The 12992-nt window shown below is 44.2% G+C and carries 13 protein-coding genes; 1 reads left to right on the top strand and 12 read right to left on the bottom strand.

Features of this window, described 5'->3' with window-relative positions; genetic code table 11:
• Positions 1–72 precede the first annotated feature (72 nt).
• The 12 genes from ruvA to AB5618_RS00480 all read right to left on the bottom strand — a co-directional run bounded on the left by ruvA (position 73) and on the right by AB5618_RS00480 (position 11740).
• Positions 73–687 (bottom strand): Holliday junction branch migration protein RuvA, encoded by a 615-nt coding sequence (gene ruvA, locus AB5618_RS00535; protein WP_148461997.1) that lies wholly within the window; start codon positions 685–687, stop codon positions 73–75.
• Positions 688–1029: 342 nt separating this feature from the next.
• Positions 1030–2199, bottom strand: a complete 1170-nt coding sequence (locus AB5618_RS00530; protein WP_368366418.1) for a YibE/F family protein — start codon at positions 2197–2199, stop codon at positions 1030–1032.
• Between the two features lie 121 nt (positions 2200–2320).
• Positions 2321–3883, bottom strand: a complete 1563-nt coding sequence (locus AB5618_RS00525) for a metallophosphoesterase family protein (protein WP_148461996.1) — start codon at positions 3881–3883, stop codon at positions 2321–2323.
• A 235-nt stretch (positions 3884–4118) separates the two neighbouring features.
• Entirely contained in the window at positions 4119–5405 is a 1287-nt protein-coding gene (locus tag AB5618_RS00520; protein ID WP_148461995.1) for a putative ABC transporter permease, read from the bottom strand.
• A gap of 55 nt (positions 5406–5460) precedes the next feature.
• Positions 5461–5601 (bottom strand): DUF6783 domain-containing protein, encoded by a 141-nt coding sequence (locus AB5618_RS00515; protein ID WP_368366431.1) that lies wholly within the window; start codon positions 5599–5601, stop codon positions 5461–5463.
• Between the two features lie 114 nt (positions 5602–5715).
• Positions 5716–6513 carry an RnfABCDGE type electron transport complex subunit B gene (locus AB5618_RS00510; RefSeq protein WP_226815007.1) on the bottom strand — a complete coding sequence of 266 codons (798 nt, stop codon included), beginning with the start codon at positions 6511–6513 and terminating at the stop codon, positions 5716–5718.
• Between the two features lie 12 nt (positions 6514–6525).
• Positions 6526–7101 carry an electron transport complex subunit RsxA gene (rsxA, locus tag AB5618_RS00505; protein ID WP_021925525.1) on the bottom strand — a complete coding sequence of 192 codons (576 nt, stop codon included), beginning with the start codon at positions 7099–7101 and terminating at the stop codon, positions 6526–6528.
• A gap of 6 nt (positions 7102–7107) precedes the next feature.
• Positions 7108–7818 (bottom strand): electron transport complex subunit RsxE, encoded by a 711-nt coding sequence (rsxE, locus tag AB5618_RS00500; protein ID WP_118578047.1) that lies wholly within the window; start codon positions 7816–7818, stop codon positions 7108–7110.
• Positions 7815–8429, bottom strand: coding sequence for an RnfABCDGE type electron transport complex subunit G (locus AB5618_RS00495; protein WP_118578046.1), 615 nt, complete (start codon positions 8427–8429; stop codon positions 7815–7817). The genes rsxE and AB5618_RS00495 overlap by 4 nt, the downstream gene beginning before the upstream one ends.
• Positions 8426–9406, bottom strand: a complete 981-nt coding sequence (locus tag AB5618_RS00490; protein ID WP_118578045.1) for an RnfABCDGE type electron transport complex subunit D — start codon at positions 9404–9406, stop codon at positions 8426–8428. The genes AB5618_RS00495 and AB5618_RS00490 overlap by 4 nt, the downstream gene beginning before the upstream one ends.
• A 17-nt stretch (positions 9407–9423) precedes the next feature.
• Positions 9424–10749 (bottom strand): electron transport complex subunit RsxC, encoded by a 1326-nt coding sequence (gene rsxC / locus AB5618_RS00485; protein WP_256144057.1) that lies wholly within the window; start codon positions 10747–10749, stop codon positions 9424–9426.
• A 100-nt stretch (positions 10750–10849) separates the two neighbouring features.
• Positions 10850–11740 carry a putative ABC transporter permease gene (locus AB5618_RS00480; protein WP_173717753.1) on the bottom strand — a complete coding sequence of 297 codons (891 nt, stop codon included), beginning with the start codon at positions 11738–11740 and terminating at the stop codon, positions 10850–10852.
• Between the two features lie 132 nt (positions 11741–11872).
• On the opposite strand from AB5618_RS00480, the gene AB5618_RS00475 reads away from it, so the two are divergent.
• On the top strand, positions 11873–12895 hold the full coding sequence (locus AB5618_RS00475; protein WP_226815005.1) for a ribonuclease H-like domain-containing protein: 1023 nt from the start codon (positions 11873–11875) through the stop codon (positions 12893–12895).
• Positions 12896–12992: the final 97 nt, after the last annotated feature.

The raw sequence follows: 12992 nt of genomic DNA, 5'->3' as shown, positions 1-12992 counted from the left end.
TAATGTTTGCATTTATATAAAGGGATGCATTCCATTCACGATGGCACCCCTTTGCGAAAAAATTTATAGGATCTAGAAATTCTTCAGCGCAGCTTTCAGGATTCCTTCTACATCCGTCGGCTCCACATCTGTCACCTTACGCACTGCGCGGAGGGCATCTGTACTGCTGTAACCAAGTGCCACCAACGCTTCAACTGCTTCCTGTCTGGCATCTGTCATTCCTGCTCCAGCTGCAGCTGTAGTAGCCTGAACCTGTTCATTGGCAAGCTTCTGCTCAAAGGCTTCTTCCAGACTGAGCTTATCCTTCAGCTCCAGGATCAGCTTCTGGGCTGTTTTTTTACCGATTCCAGGGGCTTTTGACAAAGTTTTCACATCATCGGAAAGAACAGCAAAGCGAAGCTCATCTGCAGTGATTCCTGCCAGAACTCCCAGAGCAGCTTTCGGTCCAACTCCGTTTACACCAAGAAGAAGTTTAAACACCTGTAAATCATCTTTATTGAAAAAGCCATAGAGAACCATTGCATCTTCTCTTACCTGAAAATAAGTATGAAGCTTCACTTCCTGTCCAATGTGTAGCTGTGCCAGTGCGTTTCCGGTCATATTTATTTCAAATCCGATGCAATTTGATTCTATGATTGCAGAATTCTCGGTAAGGTCTGCTACTGTTCCTCGGATGAATGAGATCATGGGGAGGACCTCCTGTTTTATCTATTGTAAAGAGTTATATTCGAAATTCTTTGTCATCATACCATATCTAATAAAAAAAAGCAAACATTCATTCGGGTAAAAATAAATTCAAACGGACGCGATGGAGCCAGTCATATTCCACGCGGACCGCCGCAACGTTCCACCAAGCTAATGGCCAACTACAACTAAGACGTTCAGGAGAGCCTTCACGTCTAAGTTTACGTAGGCCATGGATCTTGGCTTCACTAAAACCACGGCTTAAATGGTCTGCTTAGGAATAGGACTGGCCCCAACGCTGGTAGTCGGCTAAAACTAATCTTTTCCCGAACAGTCATAAAATACTTAACAGTCCTTTTTCACAATTTTTCCATGATAAAGAACCGTACAAATAAGAACCGTCAACGGCACTGAGAGCACAATGCCGAAACTTCCCGCCAGCCCCTGCATGATGGCGATTCCAATGTTATTGGAGTTGATAATCTGCTGGTAAGGAAGGTCGTAAGCGTAGTCCAGGAGGAGCATGCTTACACTGCTTCCGGCAAAAGCTAGGATCAGAGTGTTGCTGTCTGTACCCATCATGTCACGGGCTACATGCATTCCGGCTTTGAACAGGTCGGCGCGGCTCATTGCCAGGTTTTGATTATAGATTTCGTACATGGAACTGCAGACAGACATTGCCACATCCATCACGGCGCCCAGACAGGAAATAAGAAGGTCTGAGAAAAGGAGACCGCCTACCTGGATTCCATTTGTGTTCCATAAGGTCATCAGCGTCTCAATATCGGAAACATTGTAGCCTGTGATTCCAGATGCCATGCTGAAAAGCCAGGCGGAAATTCCGGCGATTACTACGCCGGCTACGGTTCCTGCCGTGGCTGCTATGGTTTTTCTAGTAGCTCCGCCGATCATGTACATTGTCACCAGCGTAGTGATAAAGCACATAAATACGGCCGCTCCAAAAGGAGACACATTCCGATAGATCAGTGGCAGATACACAAAGATCACGCAGAAAAAGGTAAACACAAGCCCGATACATCCTTTTATACCCTGGCGTCCGCCTATAGCGCACAGTGCCAGGAGATAAAGTGCTGCAAAAATGTAGATCACCCATTCCCTGTCCTGGGTGTACACACTGGCGATGGTGGTATCTCCAGCCACACTTTGCATCACGATTACTTTCATTCCAACTTTACATGCAGCGCCGAACAGGTAACCGGAGCTGCTGGTTATTTCAAGTTCCTCTCCTTTTCGGACACCGGTCAGCATACGCACACGAACCTTTTGCTCTCCCACACGGGTTCCGTTGTCCTCCAGATTATCCTGAAGAATTTCTGTCACTTCTGCTTTTTCAAAGGTCTGCCCTGTACGGACAACCAATTCTGTTTTGTCCACCTGGTTCAGTTGGTAAACAAAAACTCCAAATAATACAATTATTACTCCTAAGATACAGCGCCAGACTGCTTTTTGGGAAAAGCGAAGTCCGGCGTTGTTTTTATTTTGCATCTGATTCATTTTTATTACTCATTTCTGTCACTTATTTTCTTGGCTTCCAGCTCTTTTCACACTTTTTTCTGCGTTAAAAACGCTTACAGTAAGTGTTAAAAAGGGCTGTTTGCATATCTTTTACTGCAATTTATTTTGCAGTTATCTCAATTGTAAAGGTATCATCAATTGCCTCTACACTTCCGTCATCTGTAATCTGATAAGTATCAATGGTAAATTTCTCTGCATCCATTGTGATAATGGAATAGCTTGGAAGCCAGTTCTGGCTGCGGGCTGCAATGTAATCCTGCTGTGTGGAAACAAGCTCATAGTATTTGGAACCGGAAGCAGAGTTTGCAGTCATGTAAAGAGTTCCCTGTGGATCTGTTACGGTATTGCCGTCTACATCTTCAATGGTGTAGCACTGGTTGTCCTCTTTGAATGCGTCAAGTGCAGCCTTCGCTTCCTCGTCGCCGTCCTCCGGATTTAAAGTGATCTGCTCGCCAGTCTCAACATTTGCAGCGTGATCCCAGTCATAATCAGTTCCATCTGCATTTAACTGGAACTCATAGCTCTGGTGAGTCTGTCCGTCACCATAAAGAAGTTTAGAACGGCTGTATGTATGGTCATGTCCCTGAAGTACTACATCAATGTCATTTGCATCAAATACAGGAGTCAGCTGTGTACGAAGGATCATACCGTCTGTATCAGAATGGTCAAGTCCAGAACCGTAGATATCCTGATGGATGGTTACGATACGCCATTTTGCATCCGGATAAGCCTTTACAGCCTCTTCGATAGTATTCTGATGCTCTGCTACATTGTAATTGTTGGTATTCAGAACAATGAAAAGTCCCTCGCCATAGCTGTAATAATAGTCTCCGCCAGCTGCTGTTTTTCCATTTTCTGTGTTGTTCGGGTTATTGAAATGATATGCGTAGTCTGGATTCAGGGAATCATGGTTTCCAATGGTAGTTGCTACTGGAAGGCTTGCAAGTGCATCTGCGCTAAGATAAGAAGCATACTCTTCCTCTTTTGCAGCACCGGTTTTGTTTACCTGGTCACCGGCAGAGATTACAAAGTTTACGTCCGGGTTTTCTGCAAGTGCTGTATTTAAGGTACGATTCCAGGAAAATCCGTCATTTCTGGCTGCTGTGTTTGCTGCCCCATCATCTGGAACCAATTCAGCACCGTCCTGTGTCTGACCCTTGGAAGCGCCTACCTGTGGGTCACCAACATAGATCATTTTTACTGTGTCAGTACCCTTTGTTGTATATTCAACAGGCTCTGTCTGCTCACCATTTTTCTCAACAGTATAATAGTAAGTGGTGTTTGGCTCAAGGCCTGTAACGGTTACATGATTATATTCGTAAGCTTTATCGCCGGTAAGATCCTGGTCAACATCTCCAGCCTCTCCTTCGAAGGTATCCAGAGTCTCTTTGTCAGTTCCGAAGTGAACAACCGGTGTTGCTGCTGCATCTGTTTTTTCACTGTACCATGCAAAGTTCAGTTCAGTGTCATCTTTTCCCGGGGTAAGAGAAACCTTTGTAAAATCCGTGGCAGTTGCATCCCAGTTTGCCACCCATTCGTCCCAGCCGCTCTCAGCTCCAACTACACTGCTGTCGGTATAATGCTCAGTAGCACCAAAGGCTGTGGAACAAACAGTTGTCATTGCAAAAACAGTTAAAATTGCGGCGATATATTTTCTTTTCATAATAATAAAATACTCCTTTCAGATGTAGGAAGGAAACTTGCGGGCCCTTATTTCCTTGTCCGAAAGGAGTATAGCATTCTAATTTTCAGAAAACAATAGTGTTTCCTGTCTTTTGACGCATATTTAACAGTACTGTCACATGTGCATTCTGTTCTTTTTTTAATTCTTTACACAGTTTACATTGTTTTTACAATTAATACTTTTATCTGGGTTTGACACGTATTTGAAAAAGGTTCTAATCCACTTTTTTCGCTTTCGGATATACCTGTGCCATCCGACCATCATCAAAATGTTCATCTACCCAGCTTTCAAAACTGTTTGCAGCTTCTATTCCATTGCTTCTGGCATTATAACGTGCCAGTGCTGCACTGGATATAATTCCGTCTGCAAGCATAAATATGATCAGAAGCCAGGTAATGATTTTTCCAATTTTTACCGGAATCTTCTCGATCAGCCTGGAAACAGGCGGATAGAATATTTTAAACCATGCCACTGCTGCAAATCCCCAGAAGAAACAGTACAAAAGATTGATTCTTCCACCAAGGTTAAACGGGATATCACTGTAATCCCAGAATACAGTTCCAAATACGATTTCTGTGAAAACACTGCAGATATATTCATAGGCACCGCCAAGAAATGTGCCCATCCAGAAAAGGAACTGCTGGGAGCGGTTTCTGTATTTGTAGAGAAGAGCTGTAACTGCTGCAATGGCAAGGCCCCACACAATACTGAAATCTCCCCACACCACACTGCTGCGGCTCATCCAGTATCCAGCTGTAATCCGGCAGAAAATAGTCTCTGTAATATCTCCAAGAAATGCGCCGATAAAAAACAGCAGTACAATTTTATAAAAGCTGCAGCCGTAGGCAAAAATCTCCGGATGTGCCTCTTCTTTCTCCGTGTGCTGCTTCTGAGGATATGCTTTGGTAATTCGACGATTTACAACATCATCAATTTTTGCCCCAAGCTTCTTTGTTACGGAATCAATATCCCGGTCAGCGGCGATCCATCTTTCAGGATTCTTGCTGTGTCCAAAAAGAATGGTCAGCGTGGCAATGGCATCCACTGCAAGGAAGCCCAGAAGAACCAGTATGATAATTCTGCTTATAAGACCTGGAAGCATGCCATATAAGGACATACAAAGCCCGTTTCCAATTTTGATCACAAATACACCAAGAAGACCCCAGACACAGGAGGTTGGAACACTGACATATCCATCCAGATTCCATTTGATCTTCCGGTAATCCCACCATCTTTCATGGTACCACATTTCAATTAAATGTCCTGCGATCCACTCAAGCAGGGAGGCTACAATGGCACAGCCAAGAAACAGCCAGATACCGGTCAGTTCTCTTGTAAATGCGGTAATGAAGAATCCGCCAAATCCATAGATCAGACAGAATGGACCATTGATAATACCTCTGTTTGCAAATTTTTTCTGTTTCAGGGAAGCAAGAACTGTCTCAAGGACCCATCCTGCGAAGGAATAGATGAGAAACAGCCAAAGTAATTTCCAAATCATATGCATGTCTCCTCTTTTGTGTGTGATATTTAATAAAAAAACCTTGCAGTATTCTTTATCTGCAATTATATAATCCTGATTGGAACATCATATCACACACGAAGTAAAGCGTAAACAAAAAGATGGCTATCTGAAAGGCTTTAGAGCGTGTTTGAAAAAAGCTTTCTGCAAGATGTGCGTCACAATTTGCAGAAATGATTTTTCAAACACGCTCCGCCCCCAAGAATAAAGCCTGTATTCCAGCTGCTGGTTCTCATATAATTTACATTCTATGCCAACAGTCTGAAAATACAGGCTTTTCATTTTTATTTTATGCCTCCCGGATAACCCCTCTCGGACAGGCCTCCTTACATGCTCCGCATCCTGTACACTTCTCATAATCAATATGTGCACAGAAATCTTCCACGGTAATTGCACCGTTTGGACATGTTTTTTCGCACTTCTTACAGCCGATACATCCAATCTCACAGGCATCCATCACCTGTTTGCCCTTATCATGGGAGCTGCAGTCCACAGCCACTTTCTGGTCGTACGGAATCAGCTCGATCAGATGTCTCGGACATTTGGCAACACATTTGCCACAGGCTTTACATGCTTCTTTATCTACTACTGCAATGCCATCTACAATATGAATGGCATCAAATGGACAGACCTTTACGCAGCTTCCAAAGCCACAGCAGCCATATGTACAGGTCTTTGCTCCGCCGTTTGGCACGAAAGGAAGCATCTCGCAGTCTTCCACTCCAGTATAAATATACTCTTCTTTCGCTTTTTCACAGGTTCCGGAGCATTTTACATGAGCTACCTGACGGGCAGTCTCAACTGCCGCCTGTCCCATAATACCGGCAATTATTTTCCCAACAGGCTCGCCGCCTACCGGGCAACGGTTTACAGGCGCTTCACCTTTGGCAATTGCTGCTGCCAGACCATCACAGCCCGGAAATCCGCAGCCACCACAGTTATTTCCAGGAAGAGCTTCTCTTATGGCAACTTCCTTCTCATCAATTTCAACAGCAAATTTTTTTCCGGCTGCTCCAAGAAAAACACCGATGAAGAGGCCTACTGCTGCAACCAGAATTGTTGCTGCTATAATCGCACTAATATTCATCCCGACGCCTCCTTAAATTAATCCTGAAAATCCGAAGAACGCAATCGCCATCAGTCCAGCTGTCAGAAGAACGGTTGGAAATCCCTGGAAAGCTTCCGGAATATCGTTGTAGGCAATTTTCTCACGGATTCCTGCCATCAGCACAATAGAAATGGAGAAACCAAATGCTGTTGCGAAACCGTTTACAGTGCCTTCCAGAATATTGTAATCCTTCTGCACGTTTGTAAGAGCCACACCAAGAACTGCGCAGTTTGTGGTGATCAGAGGCAGATACACGCCAAGTGCTTTGTAAAGAGAAGGCATACTTTTCTTCAGGAACATTTCTACGAACTGCACCAGTGCTGCAATGATCAGAATGAACACAATGGTCTGAAGGTAAGTCAGATCAAGCGGCTGAAGGATCAGCTTGTAGATCACACTTGTTACAAAGGAGGACAAGGTGATTACAAAAATAACCGCACCGCCCATACCAGCTGCCGTATCTGTAGTCTTGGAGACTCCAAGGAAAGGGCAAAGTCCCATGAACTGGCTCAGGACTACGTTATTTACCAGCGCAGAGCTTACAATGATCAGTAATAATTCTTTCATCTTCTCTTACCCCCTTTTTCCCGAACACATGGAATTTCCGCAGGAAGCACAGCCACCCTTGCAATCCGGATTGCTTGGATCGATGCCCCGTTTTGCAGCACCAATCTTGAATTTGTTCTGAAGCGCAGATAAAAATGCAAGGACAAAAAATGCGCCAGGTGCAAGAATAAAGATGGTTACCGGCTCATAGCCCATTTTTCCTGCTGCAGCGTCTGCAAGAGGAAGGATCTGTTTGCCGAAAATACTGCCGGCACCGATCAGCTCACGTACTGCTCCGATGCAGGTGATGCTTAAAGTAAATCCAAGTCCCATTCCAATACCATCAAAAAGTGAGGGAATTGGTTTGTTCTTGGATGCATAAGCCTCTGCTCTTCCCAGGATGATACAGTTTACAACGATCAGCGGAATGTAAATTCCAAGGGAAGAATACAAAAACGGGATAAAGCCCTGGAGAAGCATCTGCACAATTGTTACAAAGGATGCTACAACAACAATGTAAGCAGGCATACGCACACTGTCCGGAATAAAATTACGGAGCAGGGAGATCATCAGGTTGGATGCTGCCAGAATCACCGTTGTGGTAAGTCCCATTCCGATACCATTGATTGCAGATGTGGTGATGGCCAGTGTTGGACACATACCAAGCATCAGCACAAAAGTAGGATTTTCTTTGATAATACCATTTATCAGTCGTTCAGATGGTGTATTCTTTTTCATTTCTGGCTGCCCCCTTTCTCATAACGGAATGCGGCAAGTCCTGCATTGACGCCATTTGTCATGGCATTTGTGGTAATTGTCGCACCACTTAAAGCATCGATCTCATCATCAGAGGTGGCACCAGTTTTTGTGTAGGTAAATTTCTCTACGTTCTTATCCTTGAACTGATTTTTAAAATCATCTGTAGTTGCACGCATACCAAGACCAGCGGTCTCACTGATGGATAAAATGGAAATTCCGTTCAGAGTTCCATCATCCTGAACGCCCATGGCAAACTGAATGTCCCCGCCATAGCCTTCTGAGGTTGTTACGGTAAAGGCATAGCCAAGTTCATTTCCCTGGTCATCCTTTGCCAGCATGACTTCATCAATATTCTGAGCTTTGAAACCGTTTTCATCCAGATAGCTTTCCAGATCCGTATCCTCACCGCTTGTAACTGTCTCGAAGCTGGCTGCATCAGCAAATACTGCCTTATATGCCTCTTCTTTCTCTTTCGCCTGCTGGCTTGCAATCGGACCTGCTGTAATATCGTTTACAAGACCAAGAAGCAGCCCGGAAACCAGTGTGATCACGGTCAGCGCAAGAGTATCTTTCACGATCTTATTTTTCATTTCTTCGCGCCTCCTTTTCCAAAAGCAACCGGACGGGTGAAACGCTCAATCTGAGGTACCAGCAGGTTGCAGAAAATAATCGCATAGGAAACGCCCTCTGCGGAAGCTCCGAAAATACGGAAAATTCCGGTAAGAACACCAAGACAGACGCCATATACATACTGCCCCTTTGGTGTAATGGGGCTTGTAACGTAATCTGTTGCCATAAACCATGCACCAAGCATAAGACCACCGCCACAAAGATGGGTGAGCAGATAATTTACATCAAAGCCTTTGCCGGAAGCAAGCATATAGATGATCACAAATACTGCAAAGCTGCCAATATAGGTCAACGGAATTCTGGCGCTGATCACTTTGTAGCAAAGCAGGATTGCTGCACCGATCAAAATGGCAATTACAGATGTCTCTCCGATGGTTCCCTGGATATTACCAAAAATCAGATTCTTAACCGGAACGGAGGAGCCTGCCACAAAGCCATGGTCACGAAGAGCGGCCAGAGGAGTGGCTCCTGTCACACCGTCAACAGCACCTTTAAAGCTGTCTGATACAGAAAAATCTGTCATCTTGCCGGCAAAGGAAATCATAAGGAAACAGCGGGCTGCCAGGGCCGGGTTCATAAAGTTCTGGCCAAGACCGCCAAAAAGCTGTTTTACCACAATAATTGCAAAAATACTGCCGAGCACCGGGATCCAGAGCGGAATTCCTGCCGGCATGTTCAGACCGATAAGAAGTCCGGTTACCACTGCACTGAAATCCTTCACAGTGTTCTTTTTGTGCATAAAATGATCATATAACCACTCTGCAAGCGCAGCTGAACCGGTGGATACCACCAGAACGGCAAGAGCCTTTAATCCATGATTATAAATTCCCATAAGGGCAGCAGGCAAAAGCGCTATGACAACCAGCTGCATGATTTTTGCAGTGGTCATCCTTGCCCGGACATGGGGATTAGATGATACATTAAACATTTGTTCCATTTATTTCTTCCCCCTTATTATTTCTTCTTCCTGCTTGCCAGAACCATTTTACGCATGGACTTAATGCTCTGGGTCAACGGACGTTTGGCCGGACAGATGTAACTGCAGCAGCCGCATTCACAGCATTCCATTCCATCAAACTTCTGGAAGCTCTCCATATCGCCGCGCTGTGCAAAGGTCGCAAGTCTTGCCGGAATAACATGTCCGGGACAGACGCTTACACAGCGTCCGCAGTTAATGCAGGCTGTCTCTTCCTCTTTCGCATCTGATACCGGGTCACTCTGCATACACAGAAGGGAAGAAGAGGTCTTCACACATGGTACATGAAGATCATACATGGCAAATCCCATCATAGGACCGCCGGAAATCACCTTACCGGCATGCTCCTTCAGGCCACCGGCTGCGTCGATCAGTTCGGCCATATCCGTTCCTGTACAGACTTCAAAATGTGCCGGACGGTTGATGCCCTTACCGGTTACTGTGAAAATCCGCTTCATGATCGGTCTTCCAAGTGCCACTGCGTCATAAATACTGCATATTGTTTCAACATTATCTACAATACATCCGGCATCTGCTGGAAGCATGGAGGAGTTGATTTCTCTTCCTGTCACTGCATAGATCAGGGTACGCTCACCACCCTGGGGATATTTGGTCATCAATTCTTTTACTTCGATATTCGGGACTCCGGCAGCCAGTTCTTTCATTCTGGCAATACAATCTGGCTTATTGTCCTCAATGCAGATACAGCCCTTTGCATTTGGAAAAAGTCCGACTACAATCTTTAATCCTTCCACAACCTTCTCCGGCTGATCCATCATGCGCCTGTAATCACTTGTAAGATAAGGCTCACATTCTGCACCGTTCACCAATATGTATTCAATCTTGTCAGGCTCCTTGGGGGAAAGCTTCACATGTGTGGGAAAGCCTGCACCTCCAAGACCTACTACACCGCCGTCGCGAATCCTTCCGATAATCTCCTCACGAGTAAGCGAAGCCGGATCTGCCGGGTGGAATTCCACCTCTTCATACAGTCCGTCATTCTCCACTATAATGGAATCTACCATACTTCCGGTAGCTGTCAGACGTTTCTCAATCCCTTTCACTGTACCAGATACAGAAGCATGAACAGGAGCAGATACAAATCCGCCTGCTTCAGCGATCATCTGACCAGCAAGCACATGGTCACCCTTTGCAACCACAGGCTTCGCCGGAGCACCAATGTGCTGGGACAATGGGTATGCCAAATCTGCCTTAGGAAGATATTTCTCCACCGGACAGTCCTTTGACATTTCTTTCCCCTCGAAGGGGTGTACGCCTCCTTTAAAAGTTAATCGCACTAATATTCACCGCCTTTATTTTATTGATTACTGACTCTTTTGTCCGCAGCAACCTGATTTATTGTCTGTTTGATTTATATTATTAATATCACTTTTGTCTGAGTATTTATTCAGCGTCTTTATTTCTCCTGCCAAATCCATATTTCTTATGGATCTTATATCCACGGTTCAAATTCGGATATGCCTTTACAAAACGCTGCATGTTGTGGCTGACCTTTCCTGCCATAGCCTCTTTACGCTTCTGAAGCTCTTCAGAGATATCTGACAGCATAGCAGTTCTCTTCTCTTCCAGTTCCTTGATCAGAGCAACATCATCAAGGCGTCCCAGCTTGCTCTCCAGCTGTTTCTTGATTCTCTCTCTGGAAAGTCCGCTGCTCTCCTCCAGATTCTCCATCTTCTCACGTGCCTGTACAAGCAGTTCTACACGCATCTGATCCAGCGCCTGCTCCCATGCAGGAATACGCTCGTGAATATGGAATGCAGCTGCAGCTGAGAAAGCGAAATCCACTATGTAAACAACTGTGACCACACAAACTGCAATCTCACCTGTTTTTCTGGAGTAAAGCTCTACAAAATCAGAGACCACCGGATGAAGGACTCTGAAAAGCCCTACTGTAAATAAGCCCCATCCAAGGGAACATCCCAGGCAGATACGTCCCTGAAAATTAAACTTCTTATCACTGTAGTCCCACCATGACGTATGGAAAATATTCTCCATCAGAGCTGCTGTCACATATTCCAAAGCCGTTGCAACTACAACTCCTCCCACAAACAAAAGAAGCAGATCCCCGCTTACAGGAAGAAGAATCAGATAAACAGCAAGTGCTCCGCAGCCATATATGGTACATAAAGGACCATTGATAAAGCCTCTGTTTATCAGCTTGCCTTTTCTCACCGATACATAACAGGTTTCCCACAGCCATCCAAGAAAGCTGTATATATAAAACCAATTGGCAATGTGATAGAAATCCACTCCGTTAATTGATAACTCCCACATAGATTTCTCCTTTTCTTTATATATTCTGACTATTCTATACATTCTACTATACCGCATTTTATGAAAAAATTCACTACCTAAAAATAAAAAAATTGTGTATAATTAAATACAATCCATGAAAGGAGTATAAACATGCTGATTGTTAAAAAAATGCCGATTTTACAAGGTTTTCCGGACTTTGAGACTGTTAAAAATTTATCTGGAAATGCTACTGAGAATGTCAATTTTTCACCATTATTTTATGATATTGAAACCACTGGATTGGGACGAAATTCATCTTTTTTATATTTAATTGGTGCAGTTTGCTATGAATCTGGTTCCTGGCAGCTTTATCAGTGGCTTGCTCCCGATTTCCGGGAAGAAAAAGCATTATTGGAGGTTTTTTCAGAATTTATAAAAAATTTCAGCTGTACCATCCAATACAATGGAGATTCTTTTGATCAGCCTTACCTTCAGGCTCGTTATAAATTCTACGAGCTGCCAGATCCTTTTGAGGGGATTTCTTCTTTTGACCTGTATAAAATGCTTCGCCCTCTGAAGGGATTTTTAAAGCTCCCAGGGTTAAAGCAGGAACAGATGGAAGCCTTTCTTGGAGAACAGAAGCGCATTTACTGTAATGGCGGGGAATGCATTAAAATCTATAAAAAATATATGGCACACCAGGAGCAGACGGACCTGGATACGGTTATGGGGCACAACATGGAAGATCTTCTCGGACTTGGAGATGTGTTTAAAATGATAGGGTATCTTGCGCTCAGGGATGGGGCATTTACTGTTCGCGGAACTGATTTTGACGGAGAAAATCTGATTTTGCAGATGAACCCCCATTACAGCCTGCCCGCTTCCTTTTCTAACGGCACAGAAGAATTCTATATTACAGGTCAGGACAATCTGGTAAGCCTCCTTGTAAAGCCTTTCAATGGCCGTATCCGCCAATATTACAGCGATTACAAAAGTTATGATTATCTGCCCGGAGAGGACATGGCAGTACCTAAATCTATTAGCAAATTTATGGAAAAAGGACTGAAAAAATCTGCTACAAGAGAGACCTGTTATACCTGGTTTCCATGCACAGAAGAATTTCTGGAAAATGAAGAAAAGCAAAAGCAATATTTAATACATACCCTGGAATTTTTATTTTGGAAATTAAAATAAACTTTCAACCCATATTCCAAAATTCCCAAAACCTTTTTCAAACATACTCAAACTTCCAAAGCACGTAAAATCTCACGTAAAAAAGACATCATCCCAG

It is taken from the genome of Ruminococcus sp. J1101004sp1_RTP21198st1_B9_RTP21198_201120, assembly GCF_040924245.1.
Lineage (GTDB): Bacteria > Bacillota > Clostridia > Lachnospirales > Lachnospiraceae > Blautia_A > Blautia_A faecis.
The sequence above is the reverse complement of the archived record's forward strand: the minus strand, read 5'-3'. Positions and strand labels throughout refer to the sequence as shown.

What these genes read in the sequence shown, in the direction of transcription:
- rsxE (WP_118578047.1), bottom strand. Translation starts at nt 7,818, where the DNA reads ATGAAAAAGAATACACCATCTGAACGACTGATAAATGGTATTATCAAA.
- AB5618_RS00480 (WP_173717753.1), bottom strand. Translation starts at nt 11,740, where the DNA reads ATGTGGGAGTTATCAATTAACGGAGTGGATTTCTATCACATTGCCAAT.
- ruvA (WP_148461997.1), bottom strand. Translation starts at nt 687, where the DNA reads ATGATCTCATTCATCCGAGGAACAGTAGCAGACCTTACCGAGAATTCT.
- rsxA (WP_021925525.1), bottom strand. Translation starts at nt 7,101, where the DNA reads ATGAAAGAATTATTACTGATCATTGTAAGCTCTGCGCTGGTAAATAAC.
- AB5618_RS00490 (WP_118578045.1), bottom strand. Translation starts at nt 9,406, where the DNA reads ATGGAACAAATGTTTAATGTATCATCTAATCCCCATGTCCGGGCAAGG.
- AB5618_RS00520 (WP_148461995.1), bottom strand. Translation starts at nt 5,405, where the DNA reads ATGATTTGGAAATTACTTTGGCTGTTTCTCATCTATTCCTTCGCAGGA.
- AB5618_RS00525 (WP_148461996.1), bottom strand. Translation starts at nt 3,883, where the DNA reads ATGAAAAGAAAATATATCGCCGCAATTTTAACTGTTTTTGCAATGACA.
- AB5618_RS00495 (WP_118578046.1), bottom strand. Translation starts at nt 8,429, where the DNA reads ATGAAAAATAAGATCGTGAAAGATACTCTTGCGCTGACCGTGATCACA.
- AB5618_RS00510 (WP_226815007.1), bottom strand. Translation starts at nt 6,513, where the DNA reads ATGAATATTAGTGCGATTATAGCAGCAACAATTCTGGTTGCAGCAGTA.
- AB5618_RS00530 (WP_368366418.1), bottom strand. Translation starts at nt 2,199, where the DNA reads ATGAATCAGATGCAAAATAAAAACAACGCCGGACTTCGCTTTTCCCAA.
- AB5618_RS00475 (WP_226815005.1), top strand. Translation starts at nt 11,873, where the DNA reads ATGCTGATTGTTAAAAAAATGCCGATTTTACAAGGTTTTCCGGACTTT.